This window comes from Bacillus sp. AM 13(2015), assembly GCF_001518755.1.
GTDB lineage: Bacteria > Bacillota > Bacilli > Bacillales > Bacillaceae > Bacillus > Bacillus safensis.
The window spans coordinates 1-23,428 of record NZ_LKCP01000090.1 but is presented as its reverse complement, the minus strand read 5'-3'; the positions used below and the strand labels follow the sequence as shown (position 1 = coordinate 23,428).

Below are 23,428 nucleotides of genomic sequence, written 5' to 3'. Positions count from 1 at the left end.
GGCAAGCACGAATCGCTTGCTGGGTTGTTTTGTTTCAAAGAACAGTGGATCTTTTGTGGAAAGGATTTAGATGATGAAACGTAGATGGATAATCATAGGAATGTGCCTCATTCTCGCTTTATTAGGACACTCCTTTTTCTTATATGAATATACACAAGGCCGGTATATGACAGGAGATGGAGACGGGATCTCACAAATGCTCCCATTTAAAAAGCTGCTTTACGATGAATACGTCAAAGGAAACTTCTTTTATTCCTATCAATTCGGTCTAGGCGGCGGTACATATACGCAATTAGGTTATTATTTCACAACCTCGACTGTCTTTATGGTCACAGTCGCTGTCGTCTGGCTGATGAATGCGCTTCATGTCATCCAGTCAACGGACATTCATTTCTGGGCAAATGCCGTCATTTGGCTGAGTGTGATGAAGCTGACGCTTATTCTTTTCATCGCTTACCGTGTGCTTCTTTCCATGGTCCAGCATAGGCTGAGTGCATTAACAGGAGCCGCAATTTACGGATTGTCTATTGTGTATTTTCGGCATCAAACGTTTTGGGAGTTTTTCACCGACAGTATGATGTGGCTCCCGCTGCTTGTGCTTGGGGTTGAACGGATTTTCAAAACGGGTAAGCCGGCTTGGTTTATTGCGGCGTGTAGCCTGATGCTTATCAACAATTTTTACTTTGCTTATATTCATTTTATCTTTTTAGCGATCTATCTTGTCTTCAGGTATATCATCAAGCTTCGAAGTGAGGAGAATGGGTGGAAGGTGTTCTGGACGCTGGCGGTCTCTACGCTGTTATCCTTTGGAATAAGTGCTGCCTTTTTTGTTCCGTCTGTCTATGGATTTCTTAATAATATAAGACCGCCATATGATCAATCTATACCTTGGTTTGATCTGCATGATCATCTGCTGTTTACAAGCAGGGTGTATTTATTACCTGTGATCTTTCTCATTTGTATGTTCCTCGTTCCGCTCTATCGGAACAGGTGGTTTTTTATGTTTACATCGATCAGCGTTCTGCTTATTGTTTTTCACTACAGTCCAAAGATGGCGAGCGTGTTTAATGGTTTTTCAGCACCGCAGTACAGATTTGAATACATTCTTGCCTTTACAGTTGGAGCGGTCGTAGCCATCACCATCAAGCATTTCTCGCAAATCGAGTGGAAGTGGAAAAAGCGTGCGGTCTTAGGCGCTTGGATCGTGTTTCTTCTCGCAGTCATCTTATCAGAACGAGCAAAGGGAAATATGGATGTTGTTGTATTTACAGCCATAGGACTGCTTGTGATCAGCGTGTTTTTCCTTGTGATTCATGCGGAAAAACGCCAGCACCTTCGTCTCTTTTCAGCTGTGCTCATCGTTGTCAGCTTACTGACAGCAGGCGTGTATCAGCAGGGCTACTTATCTGAAAGAAGCAATATTAAGAGCGTATCAGATACGTATCTGAATAGTGAGGCATATGCTGGACATGAGCAAATGAAGCTCATTCAGCAGATTCAAAGCCGCTCTTCAAAAGATCCGCTTGCCCGGATTGATTGGATGAATGGCGTGCGCAACAATACCCCGTTATTTGAAGGCTTTCAAGGCATGAGTGCGTATTCAAGTATATTGAATCAGCATTTGCTCAATTTCTACTGGAATGACCTGCAAATCGATATGGGACGTGAAAGTGTCAGCCGTTATGCAACAATGGGGGACAGGGTGAATTTATACAGCCTGACCTACGGAAAGTATTATATGAGAGACAATACGATGCCTTACTCACCACCAGCTTATTTTAAGCCAATATTGGAAAGCGAGCATTATAAAGTGTATGAAAATACACGGCCGCTGCCATTTGCAAGAACAACAAGCACGATTTATTCAGAAGAATCCTTAAAAAATGCCTCAGCGCTTGATAGAGAGCATGCAATGCTGCAAGGTGTGATTTTAGACAAAAAAGGAAACGCTGAAATTGAGATTACGCCAAATCGAGTCAAGGATACAAATATTCATACCGAACAAGCTATATACGAACATGGTGTGCTTGATGTATACGGAGAAACAGGCGGCCTGAATATCACGCTGCCAGATGATATGGCCCGCGCTGGAGATGTGTATGTGAGCTTTTATGTGAAGCGGACAGACCGAAACGAAGGATTTCAGTTATCCGTTGACAACTACGTCACCTCACGAAAAAGCAATACATCCATCTACAAAACAGGCGTCAATGAAGTGACAATTCGAGTCCCTGCGGAAAAAATCCTTTCCATTCGAGTACCAAAAGGGACGTATGAACTCGATCAACTAAAGCTGTACCAAGAGCCTTACCGCATTCTAGAAAAAGCATATGAAAAAGAAAAACAGGACAATGGCAGCCAGCAAGTAAAGCTCGAAAATAACCGCTTTACGATTTCATATGATAACAAACGTGGCGATGATTATATGATCTTGCCAGTACCATATGAAAAAGGCTGGGAGCTCACAGTAAACGGACAGCAGACAGATATTGAACAAGCCAATTACGCCTTTATCAGTTTTCCAATAGAAAAAGGCAAAAACGAGATTGTGCTAACCTACTATCCGCCTTATATCAGAATTCTCGCGTTGATTTCACTCGTCAGTTTGATTGGTGCAATCCTATATGCACGAAGGAAACACAAAAAACACCACTTTTCATCATAAGTGGTGTTTTTTTATCTTCCAAGGGCTGATCGATTATATGAAGCAAATCACTAAGCTTCCTTCTCAAACGAAAACGTCGCATAATCAAACAAAAAATGAAACAACCAAAGGCTTAGGGCAAAGAGAATTTCCTCAGAAGTAGACAGTAAAATGCCGCCCACCAATTCATCTGATAAATAGACAGCACCCCAAATAAACAAAAGATGCATTGAAATGGCATATAAAACGATGGAGCGTTTTTTGGAACGGCACTTTCTAACAACCCTCATGAGCATATGCTCCACATGCTCAAAGGATATCCCAAGTACCACATAGATGCCCATAAATAAAAGCATCGATAAAATCGATTGATAAAAAGCACCCGTTAAATGAAAGAACAGTACACAAAACAACAAAAATATGTAACAGACAGCCGACGCCGCCATGAACCATTTCAGCCCTTGCCATAAAGCGTGAACAGATTGCTGCATAGTTGAACAAACACTCCCTTACATGAAGATACCTGCAAAAAGGACAGCCTTTTTGCAGGAAGTTATATGTTAATCCTCTTTTTTAGGTGCAGCGATCACAGGATGTTTTTCAGTATCAAGCAGTTTTAAGAAATCTTCGCCTTGATCTAAATGATCAAGAACAAGCTGTTTCGGTGTGACTGCAAGCCACTGATTGAGTGAGATGTCTGCATAATGATCGCTCTTAAAGATTTCTAAGAAATAAAGCGGTTCGTCGCCTGTATTCTCTACATAATGCCCCATCGCAAATGGGACATATCCAACGTCTCCCGCCTGATAGTTGAAGGTTCTCGCATGTCCATCAGAAGCAAATACCGTCATTCGTGCTTTTCCAGAAATGAAATATTGCCATTCATCCGTATTTGGATGCCAGTGCAGCTCACGAATGGCACCTGGATCAACTTTCACAAGAGCAGATGCAATCGTCTTAGACGCTTTGAAATTGGTAGAGTCCGCAATCCACACCTGTCCACCGCTTGACGTAATCGGCTCCTGTTTTAACAGCTCATATTTAAAGGAATTCGGGACTTCTCCTTGCTCTATTTTTACCTTGTCACATTCAAGGGAACCAGGAATTCCTTTTTGGAAAATATATTTTTCTTTCTCTGGCAGCTTGTCAAACTGCTCTTTTGTCATACCGAAGTTCTTAAGCACGACTTCCTCTGGCGTATGGGCAAGCCAATCGGTTACTTGGAACGTACTATTTTCTGAGAATGACCCATCATCAAACACAAGCAAGAATTCAGCTCCCGGTTCAAGTGCTTGGATAGAGTGCGGCAGGCCAGAAGGGAAGTACCACAAATCACCCTCAGTCACATCCTCTGTAAAATTGCGCCCCTCTGCATCAACCGATGTAATCCGAGCTTCCCCATAAATCATGTACGCCCATTCCGCTTCCTTATGCCAGTGCAGTTCACGAATGGCACCAGGCTTTAATCGCATATTGACAGATGCAAGACTTTTAGAGATCGGCAGTTCACGGACCGTAACTTCACGGGCGTAGCCGCCTTTTTCTAAACGATTGTGTGTATCAGAAAAAGAATATTTCAGATTGGATACCGTTCCATGATCGGTTTCTGGCGGCGTAAGCATATCTGGATTTTGTCTGTCCCGCTCGAGATTACGTGGAATTTTGACCGTTGCTCCTTTTTCTCCTCGAATTGGCTGTGGTATTCCATTTTGCTTTTCACTCATGATAAAATCCCCTTTCAACATCGTATGGTGTGAGGTGACTAAAAGGCCTTTCATTTCGCCCTCGTTTTCATAAGGTGAAACGAATCAAGCAGATGTCAATCTGATTCATCATTTTTTTGAGCAGCGACTAATCGTTGGATGAGCTTGCTTAATTCATCAAACTTTCGTTCAAAGCGTGTCAGCAAGTAAACCGTCAAAATGGCAGGAAAGCCAGCCTGACCGAGCTGCTTCAGCCATTCCTCTGAAAAAAAGGTCTCCATTTGTCTCACCTCCCAGCGGATGCTCGTCTTCTATATAAGTGGTATGAAAGAAGAAAAAGGAAAGCAGAGGAGGAGAAAATGAATCATTAGACCCGTTTCACGAAGTTTACTTTTTTTAACTTTTGTCCACTTAATGCTAGTAGAGGGAACAAAGGGGAGGATGCACATGGATTATCGGCTGTTATTGAAAGCAAAATGGAAAGAAATCATTGATCACCCGCTCATTCAGCAGTTTTTAAGCAACCCGAAAAACGAGCAGCTGCTCCGGCAAGTTATGGAAGAGCCAAATGAGGAAAATGCCAAAAAACTAGATTCCGAGTTCAAACAGTTCTATCAAAAAATCCGCATCATCAAGTATATCTCCACAATGATACGCATCTTTTCAGTCGACTTTGACAAACGAGTAAAAAAGAAGCAGCAGCGTTTTCCGCTTATACTCGATCATCCTGATACACAAGAAGTGAAAGACCCTGTTCAAACAGATACGTATGAAGCCGTGCTCTTCAACCAGCAAGACTTAGGGGAGCATCTGCAAGACCAAACATTGTACAAGGCCTACCAGCAGCTCACAGAAAAACAAAAAATGGTCTTAACCCAAATCTATGTCGAAGGCCAGACGATGAAAGAAATAGCCGATCAGTTAGGCGAAACAAGACAAAACATCTCAAACATTCACAAAAAAGCACTCAATAAACTAAAAGAAAAAACAGGGGGAGATGTCCGTGCACGAAGACAAAATGACCAATGGAGAAATGGAAGAACTCATTGAAACCTTCACACCCATGATCAAAAAGAAACTACAAAACACGGCATATCAAGAAAGAGAAGACCTCGAACAAGAACTCTATATCAAACTCATCGAAAAAATAGACCGGCTGATTTACCAAGAAGGACCTGGATTTTGGGAGTTTATTGTGGAATATATGACGAAGTTGTAAAAGTGAAGCACAAAAAAAGACTCGCTCACACAGAGCCGAGTCTTAATTTTTTTTGCAGTTTTTCTTCACTGAAAATCCAGCCGGTATAGGAATTTTTGATTTGATGATCCATGTCAATATGGCAGATCGCGACAAAAGGATAATGACCTTTGCTGCGGTAGCGCAAATCAATGAACCGTACCTCATAATGATCCTTGAATTTATCCACTTCCCACCGGTAGACAGGGGAGAAGGAGAGAAAGGCTGAAATGTTTTCATCTTGCTTAGCAATTTTCATAATTTCAGTATCAGGGACCGGCACTCGGTTAAAGGTGTCTAAAATGACGACCTCTCCATTCATACTGCGCCCAACATGGAAAGAGGATTTACATTTCACGGCAATGCGCCATTGTCTGAACTTCATTGTAGGCGAAATAATAATCTCTTCAATTTCATCGAATCGTGTACGCAGCTGACGTTTAATTTGAAGCTGCATGATGACCCTCACGATATAGTAACAGAAAATCACCGCATACAGCGTTATGAACGTATAGCCGGGATGTCCGCCAATCGCCCAAACGACAATGGCGACAAGATGTGTAAAAAAGATAAACGGATCAAACGTATTAATGATCCCTAGCGCTACCCACTTCTTCGAAAATGGACGAATGGCCTGCGTACCGTATGCGTTGAAAATATCAACAAACACATGAAGCACAACAGCTAATAGTGTCCATAACCAAAGGTGAAGTAAATTCGCCCCCGGCACAAATGGAAAAATCACAGCCGGAATCAGCAATGACCAAAACAGTACAGCCGGAATGGAATGTGTAAATCCTCGGTGATTTCTTATATAAACCGCATTATTTTTTAGTTTTAGCACAGTATCAATGTCTGGTGCTTGGGAGCCGACGATGGTCGCGATCATCACGGCGTGTGCCATGTGTGGATCTGCGCTGACGGCTGGATCTAAAAGTGCAAGTCCCCCAAGAGAAATGCCCATTACTACATGAGTACCAGTGTCCAATTGATTACCTCCTAGTTGTCATGCTTAGGAACAATCATACAAAGTATACGTCTCCAATCAAGACTATGTGCAAAATCACTTTTGCTTTATCCCGATTTAATGTAACATGTTAACGTATCTACAAACAGTATACAACAAATAAGGTTCTATTCAGAACGTTAGCCCTCGGTCCAATGAGAAGGAGTATAGATATGAAAGACATTCAAGAAAAGCTGGACCGCAAAGATATTGCGGGCTTTCAGCATGATTTAATTGATTGGTATGAAAAAGAACAACGAACATTGCCATGGCGTGAAAATCAAGATCCATACCGCGTCTGGGTATCAGAAGTGATGCTTCAGCAAACGAGAGTGGATACGGTCATTCCGTATTTCAACCGGTTTATGGAGCAATTCCCTACGGTGAAGGATCTCGCTTTAGCTGATGAAGAAAAGGTCATGAAAGCATGGGAAGGTCTTGGCTACTACTCAAGAGTGCGTAATTTACAGGCAGCTGTGAAAGAAGTATATGAATCCTACGGTGGCGTTGTCCCTGATACGAAAGAGCAATTCTCAAAGCTCAAAGGTGTAGGCCCATATACGAGCGGCGCAGTGCTGAGTATCGCCTATAACAAGCCGTATCCTGCGGTAGACGGCAACGTGATGAGGGTCATTTCTCGTATTTTGTCCATATGGGATGATATTGCAAAACCAAAAACGAGAAACATTTTCGAATTTGCGGTCGATCAGCTCATTTCCCGGGAAAAGCCGTCAGAATTTAATCAAGGACTGATGGAGCTTGGTGCGCTCATTTGTACCCCAACATCCCCTACCTGCCTCATTTGCCCTGTGAACATGCATTGCTCAGCATTCGAGGAAGGCGTTCAACATGAGCTCCCAGTGAAAAGCAAAAAGAAAAAACCGACTGCGAAATCAATGGCAGCAGCGGTGTTATTTGATGACGCAGGCAACCTATATATTCATAAGCGGCCAAGTACAGGCCTCCTTGCGAATTTATGGGAATTCCCTAACATGGAAACAACGAAGGGAAGAAAAACGGAAAAAGAGCAGCTGATTGATTTCTTAAAAGAGGAGGCAGGTGTACAAGCGGAGCTTGGTGATTTAGAAGGCACCATTCAGCATGTATTTACCCACCTCATCTGGAATATTTCTGTTTTCTTTGGACGAGTTACCTCTATATCTGATGACACGATGCTGAAGAAAGTCACAACAGAAGAATTTGAGGCGTATGCTTTGCCAGTCTCACACCAAAAAATTTGGAAGCTGGCACTTGAGCAGCCTAGTCGTATTTAACCGTTGTACCGTGGGTATAATCAGCTTCATTTCGGTGCAGACCCCCGCGGTTTTCGATTTCAGAAATGATTTCTCGATACTTAGATTGCCCTTCTTCATTCAAATAAGGTAAAATTTGTTGGAAAGCATGATGAAAGTAAGCAAGCTCAGTATCTTTCCATTGATCCTTGGACATCATGCCAAGCTGGCTTAAATCGCGTCCGACATACATGAATGTAACCTCCTAATAGGAACTTTCCTATTAGTGTGAAGCGAATGAACGAAAACTATTCAAATCAGGAGATGAACCATAATGAGTCAACGTAAATGTGCATTAATTACAGGAAGCAGCAGAGGAGTAGGGAAAGAAGTGGCCCTTCGCCTCGCGGAAAAAGGATATGACATTGTCATTAACTATGCGAGAAGCAAAAAAGCTGCACTTGAAACAGCGGAAGAAATTGAAGCGATGGGTGTCAAAACATTGGTTGTTAAAGCCAATGTAGGCCAGCCTGAGAAAATCAAAGACATGTTTCAGCAAATTGACGAAACCTTTGGCCGTTTAGATGTATTTGTAAACAATGCAGCATCAGGTGTTCAGCGTCCAATTATGGACCTTGAAGAAAATCATTGGGACTGGACGATGAATATCAATGCGAAAGCCTTGTTATTCTGCGGACAAGAAGCGGCGAAACTAATGGAGAAAAACGGGGGCGGACATATCGTCAGTATTAGCTCGCTTGGCTCTATTCGCTACCTTGAAAATTACACAGTAGTCGGCGTATCAAAAGCAGCATTAGAAGCTTTGACACGTTACCTTTCAGTGGAGCTTTCACAAAAAAATATCGTCGTCAACGCTGTATCAGGCGGTGCGATCGATACCGATGCACTTAAGCACTTCCCGAACCGAGAAGAGCTTTTAGAAGATGCGAAGAAAAATACACCTGCCGGCCGAATGGTGGAAATTAAAGACATGGTCGACAGCGTGGAATTCCTTGTATCAGGTAAAGCAGACATGATTAGAGGCCAGACGATTATTGTCGATGGCGGACGTTCTTTGCTTGTTTAAAAAAAATCATGAATAGGATGTACACCTTCTGCACAAATTAATGTGCGTGGAGGTGATAATGATGGATCAACAACAAAACAAAACAAACGCACAACAAGTGAAGAAACAAAACCAAGCTGCTGCACAAGGTGGTCAATACGGCACTGAATTTGCTAGCGAGACTGACGCACAGCATGTAAAAAAATACAACCAAAAAGCTGAGCAAAACAAACAACAAAACAGCTAATCACTGAAACAAAGGAAAGCACTTCATATACGAATGAAGTGCTTTTCTTTTTGCCTCGCACCACCATCCGACAAAACCTGTAAAACCTCTACATAAACAGTCAAAGGATTTCCTCCTTCTTTCAAGAAATGGTATACATACAAAAAGTGGATTCGATGAAAAGGGAGGAGTTAGATGTCTGATTTCGATCAGCTTGTAAAAGAACAAATGCAGCTCATGGATCAGCTGCTCGACGTGCAGGGAGAACTCGATCTATGCTTAGAAACAGAAAAACAATTGCTGCAGGATGAAAAAAAAGAAGAGTGGCACAGGCTTTGTGTTCAGATCAAACAGAAACGTGAGGAACTGCAAAATGTGCAAACCTTATTTACAAAACAGACAGAAGAGGTCATCAATTCATATAAACAGATGGAAAAGAGTTCTAGCGTGATGTAAATCAGTGTGCCGTTCAATTGGGTTGAATGGCTTTTTCATTTCATTTTTTAATGATGTAACGGTATAATATAATAGAGACATGTTTAGTTGGGAAATTAGGTCTTTGGACTGTTAGGTTTGTTTGTTATAGAAAGTAGGGGAGAAAATATGGGCTATCCCAAGGAAGGAGAAACCATCCAAATTCAAAGCTATAAACATAATGGCTTGATCCACAGGATTTGGAATGAAACCACCATTCTGAAAGCAACGGAATTGTGTATCATTGGTGCAAACGACCGTACAATGGTGACTGAATCCGACGGCCGTACTTGGATGACGAGAGAACCGGCTATTTGCTATTTCCATGCAAAACAATGGTTTAATGTAATTGGGATGCTTAGAGATGATGGGGTATATTATTACTGCAACATCAGCTCTCCTTTTGCGACAGATGATGAGGCAATTAAGTATATTGATTACGATTTAGACGTCAAAGTCTTTCCAGACATGACGTACAATATTTTGGATGAGGACGAATATGCAGATCATAAGAGGCAGATGAATTATCCAAAAGAAATCGATAGTATCTTAAGAGAGCATCTAAATACATTACTGCATTGGATTCACCAGCGGAAAGGTCCGTTTGCTCCTGAATTTGTGGATATGTGGTATGAACGTTTTTTACATTATACAAAATAAGCAAGAGCATCCAAAAACCTGTTTGGCTTTTTAGGCTAACAGGTTTTTGACTGCGTACGGATAAGAGGCACTGATAGATTGGGAAGGAGATTTACATGGGGGTCATTAAACGCTACATGGCTTTTGTAACACCGTATAAAAAACAGATTGCATTAACAATGGTCATCGGGATGATTAAATTCTCGATTCCGTTAACATTGCCTCTGCTTTTAAAGTATGTCATTGATGATGTCATTCAAGGCTCGGGGTCGCCTGAAGAAAAGACATCAACTCTACTGATCATAATGGGAATCATGCTCGTATTATTTTTAGTGATGAGGCCGCCTGTTGAATACTATAGACAATACTACGCACAGTGGACAGGCAGTAAGGTATTGTTTGATATTCGGGAGAAGCTGTTCTCGCATATTCAAAAGCTAAGTCTTCGTTATTATGCCAACACGAGAACAGGAGAAATTATTTCAAGAGTGATCAACGATGTGGAGCAAACAAAGGAATTTGTCATCACAGGTCTTATGAACATTTGGCTGGATATGATGACTGTACTGATCGTTATCGCCATTATGTGTACACTGGATCTGAAGCTCACCATCGTGTCTGTCATTATTTTTCCGCTATATGCGTTTGCAGTAAAGTATTTTTACGGACGGCTTCGTAAGCTGACAAAAGAGCGGTCACAGGCGCTGGCTGAAGTGCAAGGGCATTTGCACGAGCGTGTTCAAGGAATGCCGGTCATTCGCAGCTTTGCGATTGAAGAATATGAACAAGAGAATTTTCATGATGAAAACAAAAATTTCTTAAACAAAGCAATCAACCATACGAATTGGAACGCCAAAACATTTGCTGTCGTCAATACCATCACCGACATTGCGCCGCTGCTCATTATTGCTTTTGCTGGCTATACCGTCATTAACGGATCGCTTTCGATTGGGACGATGATTGCCTTTGTCGGCTATATTGACCGGATGTACAATCCGATTCGCCGTCTCATTAACTCATCTACGACTTTAACTCAGTCGGTTGCGTCAATGGATCGTATTTTTGAGTTTATTGATGAGCCATATGAGGTCACAGACCGGCCGAATGCAAAAGAAGCCATTCATTTAAAAGGAGAGGTAGAGTTTAAAAATGTGTCGTTTCGTTATGAACACACGCAGGAAGAGATTCTGCACAATATCTCCTTAAAAGTAGAAAAAGGACAAACGGTTGCCCTTGTAGGAATGAGTGGTGGAGGAAAATCGACACTCGTCAGCTTAATTCCAAGGTTTTATGATGTGACGAACGGGTCACTTGAAATTGACGGCATTGATATAAAAGAGTACAAAGCAAGAAGCCTTCGAAATCAAGTCGGAATGGTGCTGCAGGATACATTCCTATTCAGTGACACGATTAAAGAAAATATTGCGGTTGGTGACCCTGAAGCACCATTTGAAAAAATCGTGTCGGCTGCAAAAGCGGCAAATGCACATGATTTTATTATGTCTCTTCCTGAAGGATATGACACGAAAGTAGGAGAACGTGGCGTAAAGCTGTCAGGCGGACAAAAACAGCGGATTTCCATTGCAAGGGTATTTCTAAAAAATCCACCGCTGTTGATTTTAGACGAAGCGACGTCTGCACTTGATTTAGAAAGTGAGCATTACATTCAAGAAGCGATGCAAAAGCTGGCGAAGGACCGCACAACCTTTATTGTCGCACACCGATTATCAACCATTACACACGCTGACCAAATTGTGGTCATGGAACAAGGCGAAATTGTGGAAAAAGGAACACACGAAGAACTAATGAACCAAGACAGCCACTATCGTCATTTATTTACCATTCAAACATTAAATTAGTAGAAGCCTATCCGATTCTAGCGGATAGGCTTTTTTGTGTTGTCAAAAACATGACATATTTCCCAGCTTGTCTCAATACAATTTTAAAAAGTATGACGGGGTGGTGAATATGTGAAAGAACAAGACGTGCTGCTAGATGTCAAACAGCTGTCCATTGCGTTTCAGCAGAAAAAGCAAAAAGTGCCCATCGTCCATCACATTTCTTTCTCAATTCAAAAAGGGGAAACGTTAGGGATTGTGGGCGAATCTGGCTGCGGGAAAAGTATCACAAGCATGTCATTAATGGGTCTGAATCAGCAAACAGATACAACGGGCGAGGTTCATTTCGAAGGACAAAATCTGCTGTCACTTTCAGAGAAAGAGTGGCGAGAGATAAGAGGAAATGACATTTCGATGATTTTCCAAGAGCCCATGACTTCTCTGAATCCATTGATGACCATCGGCAAACAAATGACGGAAGCCCTTTTCACACATCAATCAATCGGTCAAAAAGAAGCAAAAGCGAAGGCGATTGATCTGCTTCAAACAGTTGGGTTGAAGCAAGCAGAATCGCTGCTGAAAAAATATCCACATGAATTATCAGGCGGTATGCGCCAGCGTGTGATGATTGCAATGGCAATGCTTTGTCACCCAAAGCTCATGATCGCTGATGAACCGACAACTGCACTTGATGTCACCATCCAAGCGCAAATCCTTCGTCTGCTCAAAAAGCTGAACGAAGAGATGGACACTGCTATTTTATTTATTACCCATGATCTAGGTGTCGTGCGGCAAATATGCCAGCGAGTCATGATTATGTATGCCGGTCGAATTGTAGAAGAAGGAACCGTTGACCGTATTTTTCAAAAACCTCTGCATCCCTACACGAAAGGTCTTTTCGCCTCAGTTCCATCGTTTAAAGAGAAAAAAGAAAAACTCATCTCTATTGCAGGTCATGTGCCTAAGCCAGGGGCCATCCGGTCCGGCTGTCAATTTGCACCACGCTGCCCATATCAAATGGCGCAATGTCTTGAAAAAGATCCAGCCTTACAATCCATTGAACAGAATCATCGCGTGGCATGTTTTCTAATGGGAGGAGGAGAAGACACTGAGTCACCCACTCTTGCAAGTGAATCAGCTGACAAAACGGTATGACACAGACGCTTTTTTTTCTAAACATAAACAATCGACTTTGGCTTTAAATCAAGTGTCCTTTCACGTGAAGGAAGGAGAAACGCTTGGCATTGTTGGTGAATCAGGCTGCGGGAAATCAACACTTGGCAAAAGCCTAATGAGATTGACTGAACCGACGTCAGGCTCTATTCAATTAAAAGGGCAGGAGATCACCCTTCTGAAAGAACGAGACATGCGTTCCTTAAGAAAAGATATTCAAATGATCTTTCAAGATCCTTATGCTTCTTTAAATCCGAGAATGAAAATCAAAGATATTTTAGAGGAACCGCTGATTGTTCATCATCATGGGACGAAAGCAGAAAGACGGAAACGGGTTAAAGAGATGCTGCACATTGTTGGATTTGATCCTTCCTACGGGGAACGTTATGCGCACCAATTCAGCGGCGGACAAAGGCAGCGTATTGGCATTGCTAGAGCGCTCATTACGCACCCAAGTCTTGTCATTGCCGATGAACCAGTTTCGGCTTTAGATGTATCCGTTCAAGCGCAAATTTTGAATTTGATGCTTGAATTACAAAAGACGCTTGCTCTGACGTATCTATTTATTTCTCACGACCTTGGGGTTGTCAGATATATGAGCGACCGGATCGCCGTCATGTATGCTGGGCGCATTGTCGAGATGGGGCCTGCCGAAGAGGTGTTTCACAGCCCGCTTCATCCCTATACGTCGCTTCTTCTGAAATCCATTCCACATATGGATCACGTACTAGAGTCGCAAGATGTGGCAGCAGAAGAGACCACAATGGCGGAACGCGGCGGCTGTCCTTTCTACAAAAGGTGTCCAAAAAGATGGGAGAAATGCCTGAAAGCAGTTCCTGCTTTGTATGAGAAGGAATCGGGACATGCGGCCGCGTGTTATTTATATCAAAAGGAGGAACACAATGAAGAAGACATGGTTATTCAGTAGTTTCATTTTTGTGCTGGCACTGGCGCTCTTTTTAGGGGGATGCTCGTCTTCACCGACATCGGAAGAAAAGGCAACAAAAGATACCCTCGTATTTGGCAGAGGGGGAGATTCCACTTCACTAGATCCAATCACAACGACAGAAGGCGAAACCTTCAAGGTCACAGAGAATATATTTGAAAAGCTTTTGAATTACGGTGAGAAAGACACGACCATCCATCCTGGCCTCGCAACAGATTGGGATGTTGCAAAGGACGGAAAATCATACACGTTCTACTTAAGAGAAGGTGTGAAATTTCATGATGGCACAGATTTTAACGCAGAAGCAGTGAAATTCAACTTTGACCGCTGGATGAATGGAGACGCAGAAAAGTTCCCTTACTATGGCATGTTTGGCGGCTATAAAAAAGATAAAGGGCATGTCATTAAAGACATCATCGTCAAAGGCGAGTATGAAATTGAATTTCAGCTAAAGCGTCCGCAGGCAACATTCCTCAAAAACATTGCCATGTCACCATTTGGCATTGCCAGTCCAGCGGCCGTTGAAAAAAGCGGCGATTCATTTAGAGAAAACCCAGTGGGGACAGGACCATTCAAGTTTAAAGAGTGGAAGCAAAACGACCGTATTGTGTTAGAAAAGAACGAGGATTATTGGCAGAAGGATAAACCAAAGCTGAATCAAATCATCTTCCGCTCCATTCCAGAAAACTCTGCTCGTTTAAATGCTCTTAAAACAGGCGAGATCGACTTAATGGATGGCGTGAATCCGTCAGATTTAGATGGAATTAAAACCGACAAAGCACTCCAGCTCATTGAAAGACCATCGATGAACGTAGGCTATATCGGACTGACCGTCACAAGAAAGCCGCTCGATAACAAGCTGGTTCGTCAGGCACTCAATTACGCGGTCGATAAAGAATCGATTATTGAGTCATTTTATGGCGGACTTGCTGAGCCAGCAAAAAATCCATTGCCGCCAGCTTTAGAAGGCTACAACGACGACATTGAGCCATATCCGTATGATCCAGAAAAAGCGAAAGAACTATTAAAAGAAGCGGGCTTCCCTGATGGCTTTCGCATCAAACTTTGGGCGATGCCTGTACCACGTCCATACATGCCAGATGGGATGAAGGTAGCAGAAGTCATTCAGTCAAATTTTGAAAAAGTCGGTGTCAAAGCAGAAATTGTGACATATGACTGGGCGACCTATTTAGATAAAGCAAGTAAAGGGGAAGCAGATGTGTTCTTATTAGGCTGGACAGGGGACAATGGCGATCCAGATAATTTCATTTACACACTGCTGGACAAAGATAGCATTGGCGGTAACAACTATACATTCTTCGAAAACGATAAAATGCATGACATCCTCATTGAAGCACAAACAGACACAGATCAAAAGAAACGAAATGAACTGTATAAAAAAGCGCAGGAAATCATTCATGACGAAGCGCCTTGGATTCCATTGGTGCATTCAATTCCAATGCTTGCCGCATCTAATGATTTAAAAGGCTACCAGCCGCATCCAACTGGTTCAGAAGCTTTAACTGACGTGTATTTCGAATAAGCAAATAAGGGAGATCTTGTATCTCCCTTATTCAAACAAAGAAAAAGGCGGTGAAAGCTGTTTGTTTGCTTATTGTATGAAGCGGGCAGGAATGCTCATCCCAGTACTGATCGGAATGACATTGGTCGTGTTTTCAATTATTCGTTTTATACCTGGAAATCCAGCGCAGGTCATCTTAGGACAGCGGGCAACGAAAGAGGCAGTAGAACAATTAACGATCCAGCTCGGTTTAGACCAGCCATGGTACGTTCAATACGGTCATTATATGCTTGGCCTTTTAAAAGGGGATTTAGGGACTTCCATTCGAACAGGAGCGGCTATTGCCCAGGAAATGAAGCCTTACTTATTTGCGACGTTAGAATTGACCTTTTTTGCCATGGTGCTGGCGATTGTTGTGGGAGTGAATGCCGGAATCATTAGTGCTTGGTTTAAGCATTCTTTCTTTGATTATGCCGCAATGTTTATTGCACTCATCGGAGTGTCCATGCCAATTTTCTGGTTAGGCTTAATGGGGCAGTGGCTGTTCTCGATCGAATTAGGTATTTTGCCGACAACGGGCCGAGAAGACGTAAGGAATCCAGTCGAATCGATTACGTATATTCATACGCTGGACACGCTTTTGCAAGGCCGGTTTGATCAATTCGCTGACAGCATCAAGCATTTGATCTTACCAAGTACAGCACTCGCCACAATCCCTGCAGCGATTATTGCGAGAATTACAAGGGCAAGTATGCTGGAAGTGCTTCATTCAGACTTTATTCGAACAGCAAAAGCAAAAGGGGTACGTTCATTGTTCATCATTTATCAGCATGGTCTGAAAAATGCGCTCATTCCGATCTTGACGATTATTGGACTTCAAACAGGCCTCTTGCTTGGTGGAGCGATTTTAACAGAAACCATTTTTGCTTGGCCGGGGATTGGCCGGTATATATATGACGCCATTAGTTATCGTGATTACCCAGTCATTCAAACAGGCATTCTCGTCGTTGCGCTCATATTTGTCCTAATCAATTTCATTGTGGACATCTTGTATGCGGTCATTGATCCAAGGATTAAATATTAGGGAAGGGGAGTGACAATATGGAAGCACAAAAAGAGCTTGACTCACCTCAGCCAAAAGATGAACGCCCTCAATCATTGATTCTTGAATCGATGAAGCAGTTCTTTCAGCACAAGCTGGCGGTCATTGGCAGTGTGATTGTCTTTTTATTTCTGATCCTAGCGATCTTTGCACCGCTTATTGCTCCTTATGGAATCAATGAACAATCACTTGGTGAGCGATTTAGTTCCCCCTCAGCTGCACACTGGTTTGGTACAGATGATTTCGGTAGAGATATCTTTTCAAGAGTTGTGCATGGAGCACGGATATCCTTATGGGTCGGTTTCTTCTCGGTTCTCGGGTCTGTCATTTTAGGCACACTGCTTGGATTGATAGCTGGCTATGGCGGAAGAGTGCTAGACGCTGTGATCTCGAGATTGTTTGATATTTTACTTGCTTTTCCTAGCATTCTCTTAGCGATTGCTATTGTCTCCATCCTAGGCCCCTCCTTACAAAATGCCCTTATTGCCATTGCGATTATTAATGTCCCAACTTTTGGACGGCTCGTTCGTTCAAAAGTGCTGAGTATTAAACAAGAAGAATACGTGCTGGCAGCAAAGGCGGTTGGGATGTCACACCGCCGCATCGTGCTGCGCCACATTCTGCCAAATAGTATGGTGCCAGTCATCGTACAGGCAACGCTTGCGATCGGAACGGCAATTATTGAGGCAGCCGCTTTAGGCTTTTTAGGATTGGGTGCACAGGCGCCAAGTCCAGAATGGGGGAAAATGCTCGCCGACGCGAGACCTTATCTCGTTCAAGCCCCTTGGACATTATTCTTCCCAGGGATAGCAATCATGCTGACGGTTCTAGGCTTTAACCTGATGGGGGATGGATTAAGAGACACACTGGATCCTAAAATGAAGAAAATAAAATAAGACCGATTCTCAGAATCGGTCTCAGCGCACTGACAAACCCTCGCATTCGGTGTCAGTCCTGCGTGCCGGTGCTCACGAATACTCAATTCGCTCCGCTCCAAATCAAAATCATTTTAGCTCTTTGTCAACAATTTAAGACCGATTCTAGGAATCGGTCTTTTCTGTTTATGCTTCTTTTTCCTCTGTCTCAATCTCACTATCTTTTGGGTGATACGTCTGGAAGCTTGTAATCAATGTATCTAAATGCTCTAATTCATCACGGTATTCAATGATGCTGGACATGACATTCAGCATGTTGTAATCGAGCAGGTCATTTTCTTGGTTTTGCTGATGCTGAATAAATGATTTCGTTAACGTCTCAAGGCGAAGAGAGCATTCATTTTGAAATTCATCATCCTGCGGCTTCATTTTTCCGACGAATTTCATCAAGGTGCGCTCATGCCAATACAGTAAATAATCAATTTCATCCGTTAAGCTTTCCCTGAAATGCTCTGGCATCAAATGAATCTCATTTTCTAATTTATGAAGCTTTTTCAGCAAATATAGCGCGCGATTCGATGCCATAATGGCCTGCCTGAACAAAACAAGTTTTCTTGATTTGACATAGGTTGTTTTCTTTAAATAGCTTCGTTCTTCTTTGTATAACAAGTAAATGTGATCTAATTTGATCATGCGTTCTTTTATTTGATCGATGTCATCCTTTAAGGTGGAATGATCAGTAGACTGTCTGGAGGTCAGACGGATCCATTTTAAAATCTCCTCCGTATTTTCCATAATGTGATGAACAAGCTTTGTTTCATACTTTGGCGGCAGGAAGATTAAATTCACTAAAAATGAAGAAAGAACTCCTAACACCACAGTAGCTGTTCGAATTAAGGCAAAGGAAAGGAAATGATCCCCTGCACTTTCTAAAATCGCGATGACGGTTACAAGTGCAATCGGAATGGTGTGTTCAATCTTCAGTTTTAAATTAATGGCGATGACCATGACGGCGGTTAAACCGATAATGACTGGTCCTGTGCCAAAAAGTAGACCGAACGTAATGGCAAGTGCTGCTCCAATAATATTGGCTTGCACTTGATCAACAATAGTTAAAAAAGATCGATAAATAGATGGCTGGATAGCAAATACAGCTGCAATTCCCGCGAAGACGGGCGTTGGCAACCCAAGCCATGTTGCCAGGTAAAGCGCGAGTACAATGGCAATACCAGTTTTTAAAATACGGGCTCCAAGTTTCATTGGTTTTGTCCCTGCATTCCTTTCTTTTCGATAATAGATGATCACTCGTCATTTATCATTCATATTTTGATGAAACAACTAAGTAATATACAGCGGTCTTCCGAAATATTCAAGTGATTTTTGAAAGTTCATGAAAACATCAAAAGAAGGTATTGAGAAGAAATGTAACAGATTCGCACGCTTTTGACAAACAAGAGCTGGTCAATAAAAAAACAGGCGCATGTTTTTACGCCTGTTTTGGACTTCATTATGATTGTTTCAGCTGTGCAAACGCATGATCTACAGCTTGCAGCGTCTCGGAAATATCTTTTTCAGTATGTGCAATTGTTAAGAACCAAGCTTCATATTTAGAAGGAGCGAGGTTAATGCCTTGCGCGAGCATTAATTTGAAGAAGCGGGCAAACATTTCGCCATCCGTATTTTCAGCCTGCTCGTAGTTCACAATCGTTTCTGTTGTGAAATAAATTGTGAGAGCACCTTTTAAGCGATTTACTGTAATATCTACTTCATGCTTTTTGGCATGGGCTAAAATGCCTTCTTCTAACATAGCGCCAAGCTGATCAAGACGTTCGTAAACGCCGTCTTCTTTTAACACTTCCAAGCAGGCAATACCTGAAAGAATGGATGCAGGATTTCCTGCCATTGTGCCAGCTTGATAGGCTGGTCCAAGCGGAGCCACTTGCTCCATAATTTCTTTTTTACCGCCGTAAGCACCGATAGGAAGTCCGCCGCCAATAATTTTTCCTAATGCAGTAAGGTCCGGTTTTACTTGAAGCAAGTCCTGTGCACCGCCATACATAAAGCGGAAAGCGGTAATGACTTCATCATAAATCACCAGTGCGCCTTTTTCATGTGTGAGGTCATTGACCTGCTGCAGGAAACCGTCCTTAGGTTCCACGATGCCGAAGTTCCCGACAATTGGCTCGACAAGGACAGCAGCTACTTCATCGCCCCAGCGATCTAATGCTTCTTTATAGCTGTCAATATCATTAAATGGAACGGTAATGACTTCATTGGCGATACTCTTTGGTACACCCGCGGAATCAGGTGTTCCTAAAGTGGAAGGACCAGAGCCTGCTGCCACTAGTACAAGATCAGAGTGGCCGTGATAGCATCCGGCAAACTTAATAATTTTTGTTCTGCCTGTATATGCGCGAGCCACTCGAATCGTTGTCATCACCGCTTCTGTACCTGAGTTGACAAAACGAACTTTGTCCAAAGCAGGCATGGCTTCCTTCAGCATTTTAGCAAAAGTGACTTCATGCTTCGTTGGTGTTCCGTAAAGGACACCTGTTTCAGCCGCTTTCGTGATGGCTTTTGTAATATGCGGGTGGGCGTGTCCTGTAATAATTGGACCGTATGCTGCTAGATAGTCGATATAGCGGTTTCCGTCAACATCCCAAAAATAAGCGCCTTCTCCTCTTTCCATCGCAACGGGTGAACCGCCGCCTACTGCCTTATATGAACGAGACGGGCTGTTGACACCTCCAACAATGTGCTCCAGCGCCTCTTGATGTAATTTTTCTGATTCTGTGAATTTCATAAATAGCCTCCTATCTCAACGTATCACGTCGTCTATCATTATTTTAACATGCCGATGCAAGCGTCCTTAGTTGAATATCCTCTCAAAATTGGATAGGCTAATTAAAAAATAGGTTGGAGGGATTGTGTCATGACAATCGAAGTAGGGCAGCAAGTACCTGACATTGAATTAACCGGTGACAATGGGGAGAAAGTAAAGCTTTCTGATTTTAAAGGAAAACATATTGTTCTTTATTTCTATCCAAAAGATATGACACCAGGCTGTACAACAGAAGCATGTGATTTCCGCGACCGCCATCAAAGCTTTGCAGAACTAGATGCTGTCATTATCGGCGTAAGCCAGACAGTCAGGACAAGCACCAAAAGTTTAAAGAAAAACATGATTTGCCGTTCCTGCTTCTTGTAGACGATGAACAGAAATTGTCTGAAGCCTTTGGCGTATGGAAGCTGAAAAAGAACTTTGGCAAAGAATATATGGGAATCGAGCGTTCAACGTTTCTTATTAATAAAGAAGGCACGCTTGTGAAAGAATGGCGAAAAGTAAAGGTGAAAGACCACGTAGAGGAAGCGCTTGAGGAATTGAAAGCTCACGCTTAATATCCTAACAGGATGAGATCGGCAGTCATGCCGGTCTTTTTTGTAAGGAAGAATAGGTAAAAAAGAGGATTGTAATTGACAAAGTTTCGGCTCTGGGGGTACACTATTTATAAAGATTACAATATAAGAATATTTTTGAAGAGAGGTGCATGATGAAATGGCTGCTCACGAACTAAAAGACGCTTTAGATGCTCTAAAAGAAACCGGTGTTCGAATTACTCCGCAGCGCCATGCCATCTTGGAGTTTCTCGTAAATTCTATGACTCACCCAACCGCAGACGATATATATAAAGCACTTGAAGGAAAATTTCCAAATATGAGTGTCGCAACGGTTTACAATAATTTACGAGTTTTCCGGGAATCTGGATTAGTAAAGGAATTAACGTATGGTGATTCCTCAAGCCGATTTGATTTTGCGACATCTGACCACTACCATGCGATTTGTGAAAACTGCGGAAAAATCGTGGACTTTCACTATCCTGGCCTTGATGAAGTTGAACAGCTTGCATCCCATGTGACGGGCTTTACAGTTAGTCATCATCGCTTGGAGATCTATGGAACTTGTCAAGAATGTGCGAAAAAAGAAAATCATTAATGAAAAAAGCTGACCGGTTAAATGGTCAGCTTATTTTTATGACTTTTTTCGATTGTAGGATTCATCAAACTCTTTACCTTCTAATGTTGGATCAAGTGTAAGCGGCTCCCTGCAATGCATGCACATGTCCACACGCCCAAGCACTTTTGTTTCTTTCTCACAGCCTGGACAAACGACACGTACTGCCTTCGTAGAAAGCATACCAATCCAAAAGTAAACGGCTGTACTTAATCCAATCGATAAGACGCCGAGCAGCATGAAGAAAGTCGACAGCCAGATCGATTCCTTGAAGAACACACCGATATACATGATCAGAAAGCCAACAAAAACCAAACTAAGTGCAAATGTTCTGATTTTATTAATCTTACTGGAGTATTTCGCCATCCCTAGTCCCCCTTGTCTCCAATATAGCACATTTTACCTTTCCGTTTGAATTAGTTATAGAGTTTTGTGAATAAATTGCTTATAATGATTCAATGATCTTTTTTCATGTATTGAAGGAATTTTGATTCTATGAGGAGAAATACATAGCATTAGAGAAGAACTTTACACCCGAGTATTGGAGGAATCACTATGGAAAATCTTCTCCGTCCTATTTATCAAGAGAGAGCAAGCCATCCAGATACATTAGCTGTGATTATAGTAGAAAGAAGACATAAAGTATCTTCTGAGACGGATAACTTTGATGCAGCACTTTTAGTCATCGTAAAAGAAGCGGAAGAGCCGTTATTTATCAAGCACTATGAATCCGATCACCAAACAGCTTCTTTAAACGTTGTCACAGATGATCAACTGAAGGAATGGATTACCCTTGGTACTAACCGCCGAATCATCGATTGGATTTTGAATGGAAAAGTCCTGTTTGATCGAAATGAATATATTTTCAACTTAATTGATGAACTAAGTACATTCCCGTTTTCAAACCGCAAGCTCAAAATCGGTTTAGAATATGGCAAGCTCATTCGCAGATATATAGAAGGAAAAGCATTTTTTGAGTCAAATCAATTCCTTGATGCATATAATTCCATTGTGCATGCCCTGCACCACTTAGCACGTATTGAAGTAATTGATAAAGGCTTCCACCCAGAAGTGACCGTTTGGAACCAAGTGCGTCATATGGAGCCCGAAGTATACAAACTTTATTCAGAACTGATTGAAAGTCATGAAAGTCTGCATAAGCGTTTAGAACTTTTATTTTTAGCAAATGATTTTTTGATCCATTCAAAAGCAGAAATTGGTGCCGCTCATTTGCGTCATGTCATGGAACAGAAGGATATATGGCTTTTTGGTGAGCTTCTTGCACACCCTGATCTAAAGTATTTCACGCCTGACCTTAGCGTGATGATTGATTTCTTTGTGGAAAAAGGAATTGTTCAAGTAGAGCCGATTGAGACAAAGGGACAAAAAATCTATCATCGAGGATATTTTGTGAAAAAAGATATTGACGCATGAATATTATGATGGTATATTATTAAACGTCGCTAACGAGCAACTGAGTTGCTTTGAAAGAAAAGCTGACAAAAAGAAATTCTAAAAAACACTTGACGCACACGGTGCTCAAATGTTATATTAAGAAAGTCGCCTCTGAGCGATAACGAACATGATCTTTGAAAACTAAACAAGACAAAACGTACCTGTTAATTCGATTTTTTATAAAAATCCTATGATACTTCATAGGTAGTCAGTCAAACGCTGACGAGGCAGGAAATGATCAGTTTTGTACTTTTTCGGAGAGTTTGATCCTGGCTCAG

General features: G+C 42.1%; 23 protein-coding genes and 2 pseudogenes. 17 read left to right on the top strand and 8 right to left on the bottom strand.

The genetic code is table 11. The features are described 5' to 3' along the window. Window positions 1–70 precede the first annotated feature (70 nt). Window positions 71–2,665, top strand: coding sequence for a YfhO family protein (locus AOQ70_RS17295; protein ID WP_059377635.1), 2,595 nt, complete (start codon window positions 71–73; stop codon window positions 2,663–2,665). A gap of 50 nt (window positions 2,666–2,715) precedes the next feature. Here the strand turns inward: AOQ70_RS17295 and AOQ70_RS17290 are convergent, their stop codons facing one another. From AOQ70_RS17290 to AOQ70_RS19430, 3 genes are all read right to left on the bottom strand, one after another. Further along, window positions 2,716–3,135, bottom strand: a complete 420-nt coding sequence (locus tag AOQ70_RS17290) for a regulatory YrvL family protein (RefSeq protein ID WP_059377633.1) — start codon at window positions 3,133–3,135, stop codon at window positions 2,716–2,718. 69 nt (window positions 3,136–3,204) lie between these two features. Beyond that, window positions 3,205–4,368, bottom strand: a complete 1,164-nt coding sequence (locus tag AOQ70_RS17285; protein WP_059377631.1) for an oxalate decarboxylase family bicupin — start codon at window positions 4,366–4,368, stop codon at window positions 3,205–3,207. Between the two features lie 95 nt (window positions 4,369–4,463). Further along, window positions 4,464–4,628 (bottom strand): YvrJ family protein, encoded by a 165-nt coding sequence (locus AOQ70_RS19430; RefSeq protein ID WP_073204399.1) that lies wholly within the window; start codon window positions 4,626–4,628, stop codon window positions 4,464–4,466. Window positions 4,629–4,794: 166 nt separating this feature from the next. On the opposite strand from AOQ70_RS19430, the gene AOQ70_RS17280 reads away from it, so the two are divergent. Further along, entirely contained in the window at window positions 4,795–5,397 is a 603-nt protein-coding gene (locus AOQ70_RS17280; RefSeq protein ID WP_059377628.1) for a sigma-70 family RNA polymerase sigma factor, read from the top strand. Next, window positions 5,345–5,566 (top strand): sigma-O factor regulator RsoA, encoded by a 222-nt coding sequence (rsoA, locus tag AOQ70_RS17275; RefSeq protein WP_029707333.1) that lies wholly within the window; start codon window positions 5,345–5,347, stop codon window positions 5,564–5,566. Before AOQ70_RS17280 ends, rsoA begins: the two co-directional genes overlap by 53 nt. 25 nt (window positions 5,567–5,591) lie before the next feature. Here rsoA and AOQ70_RS17270 read toward each other — a convergent pair whose 3' ends face one another. Next, window positions 5,592–6,572 carry a metal-dependent hydrolase gene (locus AOQ70_RS17270; RefSeq protein WP_059377626.1) on the bottom strand — a complete coding sequence of 327 codons (981 nt, stop codon included), beginning with the start codon at window positions 6,570–6,572 and terminating at the stop codon, window positions 5,592–5,594. Between the two features lie 191 nt (window positions 6,573–6,763). Between AOQ70_RS17270 and mutY the strand changes: the two genes are divergently transcribed. Continuing rightward, complete coding sequence (gene mutY, locus AOQ70_RS17265) at window positions 6,764–7,864, top strand: A/G-specific adenine glycosylase (protein ID WP_059377624.1); 1,101 nt, start codon at window positions 6,764–6,766, stop codon at window positions 7,862–7,864. Here the strand turns inward: mutY and AOQ70_RS17260 are convergent. Next, complete coding sequence (locus AOQ70_RS17260) at window positions 7,851–8,075, bottom strand: hypothetical protein (RefSeq protein WP_044139672.1); 225 nt, start codon at window positions 8,073–8,075, stop codon at window positions 7,851–7,853. The genes mutY and AOQ70_RS17260 overlap by 14 nt on opposite strands. A gap of 81 nt (window positions 8,076–8,156) precedes the next feature. Here AOQ70_RS17260 and fabL point away from each other — a divergent pair, with 81 nt between their 5' ends. The 10 genes and pseudogenes from fabL to AOQ70_RS17210 all read left to right on the top strand — a co-directional run bounded on the left by fabL (window position 8,157) and on the right by AOQ70_RS17210 (window position 17,704). Beyond that, window positions 8,157–8,909 (top strand): enoyl-[acyl-carrier-protein] reductase FabL, encoded by a 753-nt coding sequence (gene fabL, locus AOQ70_RS17255; protein ID WP_024425211.1) that lies wholly within the window; start codon window positions 8,157–8,159, stop codon window positions 8,907–8,909. Between the two features lie 76 nt (window positions 8,910–8,985). Beyond that, a pseudogene (locus AOQ70_RS17250) lies at window positions 8,986–9,135 on the top strand (gamma-type small acid-soluble spore protein); the annotation flags it as partial. 174 nt (window positions 9,136–9,309) lie between these two features. Beyond that, entirely contained in the window at window positions 9,310–9,570 is a 261-nt protein-coding gene (locus AOQ70_RS17245) for a YgaB family protein (protein ID WP_059377622.1), read from the top strand. 147 nt (window positions 9,571–9,717) lie between these two features. Beyond that, window positions 9,718–10,248, top strand: a complete 531-nt coding sequence (gene ntdP, locus AOQ70_RS17240; protein WP_024425209.1) for a nucleoside tri-diphosphate phosphatase — start codon at window positions 9,718–9,720, stop codon at window positions 10,246–10,248. Between the two features lie 95 nt (window positions 10,249–10,343). Further along, window positions 10,344–12,086 carry an ABC transporter ATP-binding protein gene (locus AOQ70_RS17235; RefSeq protein ID WP_059377619.1) on the top strand — a complete coding sequence of 581 codons (1,743 nt, stop codon included), beginning with the start codon at window positions 10,344–10,346 and terminating at the stop codon, window positions 12,084–12,086. A 111-nt stretch (window positions 12,087–12,197) separates the two neighbouring features. Next, window positions 12,198–13,220, top strand: a complete 1,023-nt coding sequence (locus AOQ70_RS17230; RefSeq protein ID WP_059377617.1) for an ABC transporter ATP-binding protein — start codon at window positions 12,198–12,200, stop codon at window positions 13,218–13,220. Next, complete coding sequence (locus tag AOQ70_RS17225) at window positions 13,189–14,166, top strand: ABC transporter ATP-binding protein (protein ID WP_082700876.1); 978 nt, start codon at window positions 13,189–13,191, stop codon at window positions 14,164–14,166. Before AOQ70_RS17230 ends, AOQ70_RS17225 begins: the two co-directional genes overlap by 32 nt. Further along, a complete protein-coding gene (locus AOQ70_RS17220) occupies window positions 14,141–15,727 on the top strand; it encodes an ABC transporter substrate-binding protein (RefSeq protein WP_059377614.1) in 1,587 nt (528 codons plus the stop codon). The genes AOQ70_RS17225 and AOQ70_RS17220 overlap by 26 nt, the downstream gene beginning before the upstream one ends. 61 nt (window positions 15,728–15,788) lie before the next feature. Next, window positions 15,789–16,790: an ABC transporter permease gene (locus tag AOQ70_RS17215; protein ID WP_041087395.1), complete on the top strand. Its 1,002-nt coding sequence runs from the start codon at window positions 15,789–15,791 to the stop codon at window positions 16,788–16,790. Between the two features lie 17 nt (window positions 16,791–16,807). Then, a complete protein-coding gene (locus AOQ70_RS17210) occupies window positions 16,808–17,704 on the top strand; it encodes an ABC transporter permease (protein WP_059377613.1) in 897 nt (298 codons plus the stop codon). 165 nt (window positions 17,705–17,869) lie between these two features. On the opposite strand, the gene AOQ70_RS17205 is transcribed toward AOQ70_RS17210, so the two are convergent. Both AOQ70_RS17205 and AOQ70_RS17200 read right to left on the bottom strand, forming a co-directional pair. After that, complete coding sequence (locus AOQ70_RS17205; RefSeq protein ID WP_039177329.1) at window positions 17,870–18,943, bottom strand: FUSC family protein; 1,074 nt, start codon at window positions 18,941–18,943, stop codon at window positions 17,870–17,872. A gap of 247 nt (window positions 18,944–19,190) precedes the next feature. Beyond that, window positions 19,191–20,486 (bottom strand): glutamate-1-semialdehyde 2,1-aminomutase, encoded by a 1,296-nt coding sequence (locus AOQ70_RS17200; protein WP_059377610.1) that lies wholly within the window; start codon window positions 20,484–20,486, stop codon window positions 19,191–19,193. Window positions 20,487–20,615: 129 nt separating this feature from the next. Between AOQ70_RS17200 and bcp the strand changes: the two are divergent. Both bcp and perR read left to right on the top strand, forming a co-directional pair. Beyond that, a pseudogene (gene bcp / locus AOQ70_RS17195) lies at window positions 20,616–21,082 on the top strand (thioredoxin-dependent thiol peroxidase). A gap of 157 nt (window positions 21,083–21,239) precedes the next feature. Further along, window positions 21,240–21,677 carry a peroxide-responsive transcriptional repressor PerR gene (gene perR / locus AOQ70_RS17190; protein ID WP_003217782.1) on the top strand — a complete coding sequence of 146 codons (438 nt, stop codon included), beginning with the start codon at window positions 21,240–21,242 and terminating at the stop codon, window positions 21,675–21,677. Between the two features lie 36 nt (window positions 21,678–21,713). Here perR and AOQ70_RS17185 read toward each other — a convergent pair whose 3' ends face one another. Further along, window positions 21,714–22,061 carry a YgzB family protein gene (locus AOQ70_RS17185; protein WP_047203845.1) on the bottom strand — a complete coding sequence of 116 codons (348 nt, stop codon included), beginning with the start codon at window positions 22,059–22,061 and terminating at the stop codon, window positions 21,714–21,716. 189 nt (window positions 22,062–22,250) lie between these two features. On the opposite strand from AOQ70_RS17185, the gene AOQ70_RS17180 reads away from it, so the two are divergent. Beyond that, window positions 22,251–23,129: a nucleotidyltransferase-like protein gene (locus AOQ70_RS17180; protein WP_024425790.1), complete on the top strand. Its 879-nt coding sequence runs from the start codon at window positions 22,251–22,253 to the stop codon at window positions 23,127–23,129. Window positions 23,130–23,428: the final 299 nt, after the last annotated feature.

Bases quoted from the DNA above. Each gene is read 5' to 3' on its own strand.
- AOQ70_RS17295 (WP_059377635.1), top strand. From the start codon at position 71: ATGATGAAACGTAGATGGATAATCATAGGAATGTGCCTCATTCTCGCT.
- AOQ70_RS17290 (WP_059377633.1), bottom strand. From the start codon at position 3,135: ATGCAGCAATCTGTTCACGCTTTATGGCAAGGGCTGAAATGGTTCATG.
- AOQ70_RS17285 (WP_059377631.1), bottom strand. From the start codon at position 4,368: ATGAGTGAAAAGCAAAATGGAATACCACAGCCAATTCGAGGAGAAAAA.
- AOQ70_RS19430 (WP_073204399.1), bottom strand. From the start codon at position 4,628: ATGGAGACCTTTTTTTCAGAGGAATGGCTGAAGCAGCTCGGTCAGGCT.
- AOQ70_RS17280 (WP_059377628.1), top strand. From the start codon at position 4,795: ATGGATTATCGGCTGTTATTGAAAGCAAAATGGAAAGAAATCATTGAT.
- rsoA (WP_029707333.1), top strand. From the start codon at position 5,345: ATGTCCGTGCACGAAGACAAAATGACCAATGGAGAAATGGAAGAACTC.
- mutY (WP_059377624.1), top strand. From the start codon at position 6,764: ATGAAAGACATTCAAGAAAAGCTGGACCGCAAAGATATTGCGGGCTTT.
- AOQ70_RS17260 (WP_044139672.1), bottom strand. From the start codon at position 8,075: ATGTATGTCGGACGCGATTTAAGCCAGCTTGGCATGATGTCCAAGGAT.
- fabL (WP_024425211.1), top strand. From the start codon at position 8,157: ATGAGTCAACGTAAATGTGCATTAATTACAGGAAGCAGCAGAGGAGTA.
- AOQ70_RS17245 (WP_059377622.1), top strand. From the start codon at position 9,310: ATGTCTGATTTCGATCAGCTTGTAAAAGAACAAATGCAGCTCATGGAT.
- ntdP (WP_024425209.1), top strand. From the start codon at position 9,718: ATGGGCTATCCCAAGGAAGGAGAAACCATCCAAATTCAAAGCTATAAA.
- AOQ70_RS17235 (WP_059377619.1), top strand. From the start codon at position 10,344: ATGGGGGTCATTAAACGCTACATGGCTTTTGTAACACCGTATAAAAAA.
- AOQ70_RS17220 (WP_059377614.1), top strand. From the start codon at position 14,141: ATGAAGAAGACATGGTTATTCAGTAGTTTCATTTTTGTGCTGGCACTG.
- AOQ70_RS17210 (WP_059377613.1), top strand. From the start codon at position 16,808: ATGGAAGCACAAAAAGAGCTTGACTCACCTCAGCCAAAAGATGAACGC.
- AOQ70_RS17205 (WP_039177329.1), bottom strand. From the start codon at position 18,943: ATGAAACTTGGAGCCCGTATTTTAAAAACTGGTATTGCCATTGTACTC.
- AOQ70_RS17200 (WP_059377610.1), bottom strand. From the start codon at position 20,486: ATGAAATTCACAGAATCAGAAAAATTACATCAAGAGGCGCTGGAGCAC.
- perR (WP_003217782.1), top strand. From the start codon at position 21,240: ATGGCTGCTCACGAACTAAAAGACGCTTTAGATGCTCTAAAAGAAACC.
- AOQ70_RS17185 (WP_047203845.1), bottom strand. From the start codon at position 22,061: ATGGCGAAATACTCCAGTAAGATTAATAAAATCAGAACATTTGCACTT.
- AOQ70_RS17180 (WP_024425790.1), top strand. From the start codon at position 22,251: ATGGAAAATCTTCTCCGTCCTATTTATCAAGAGAGAGCAAGCCATCCA.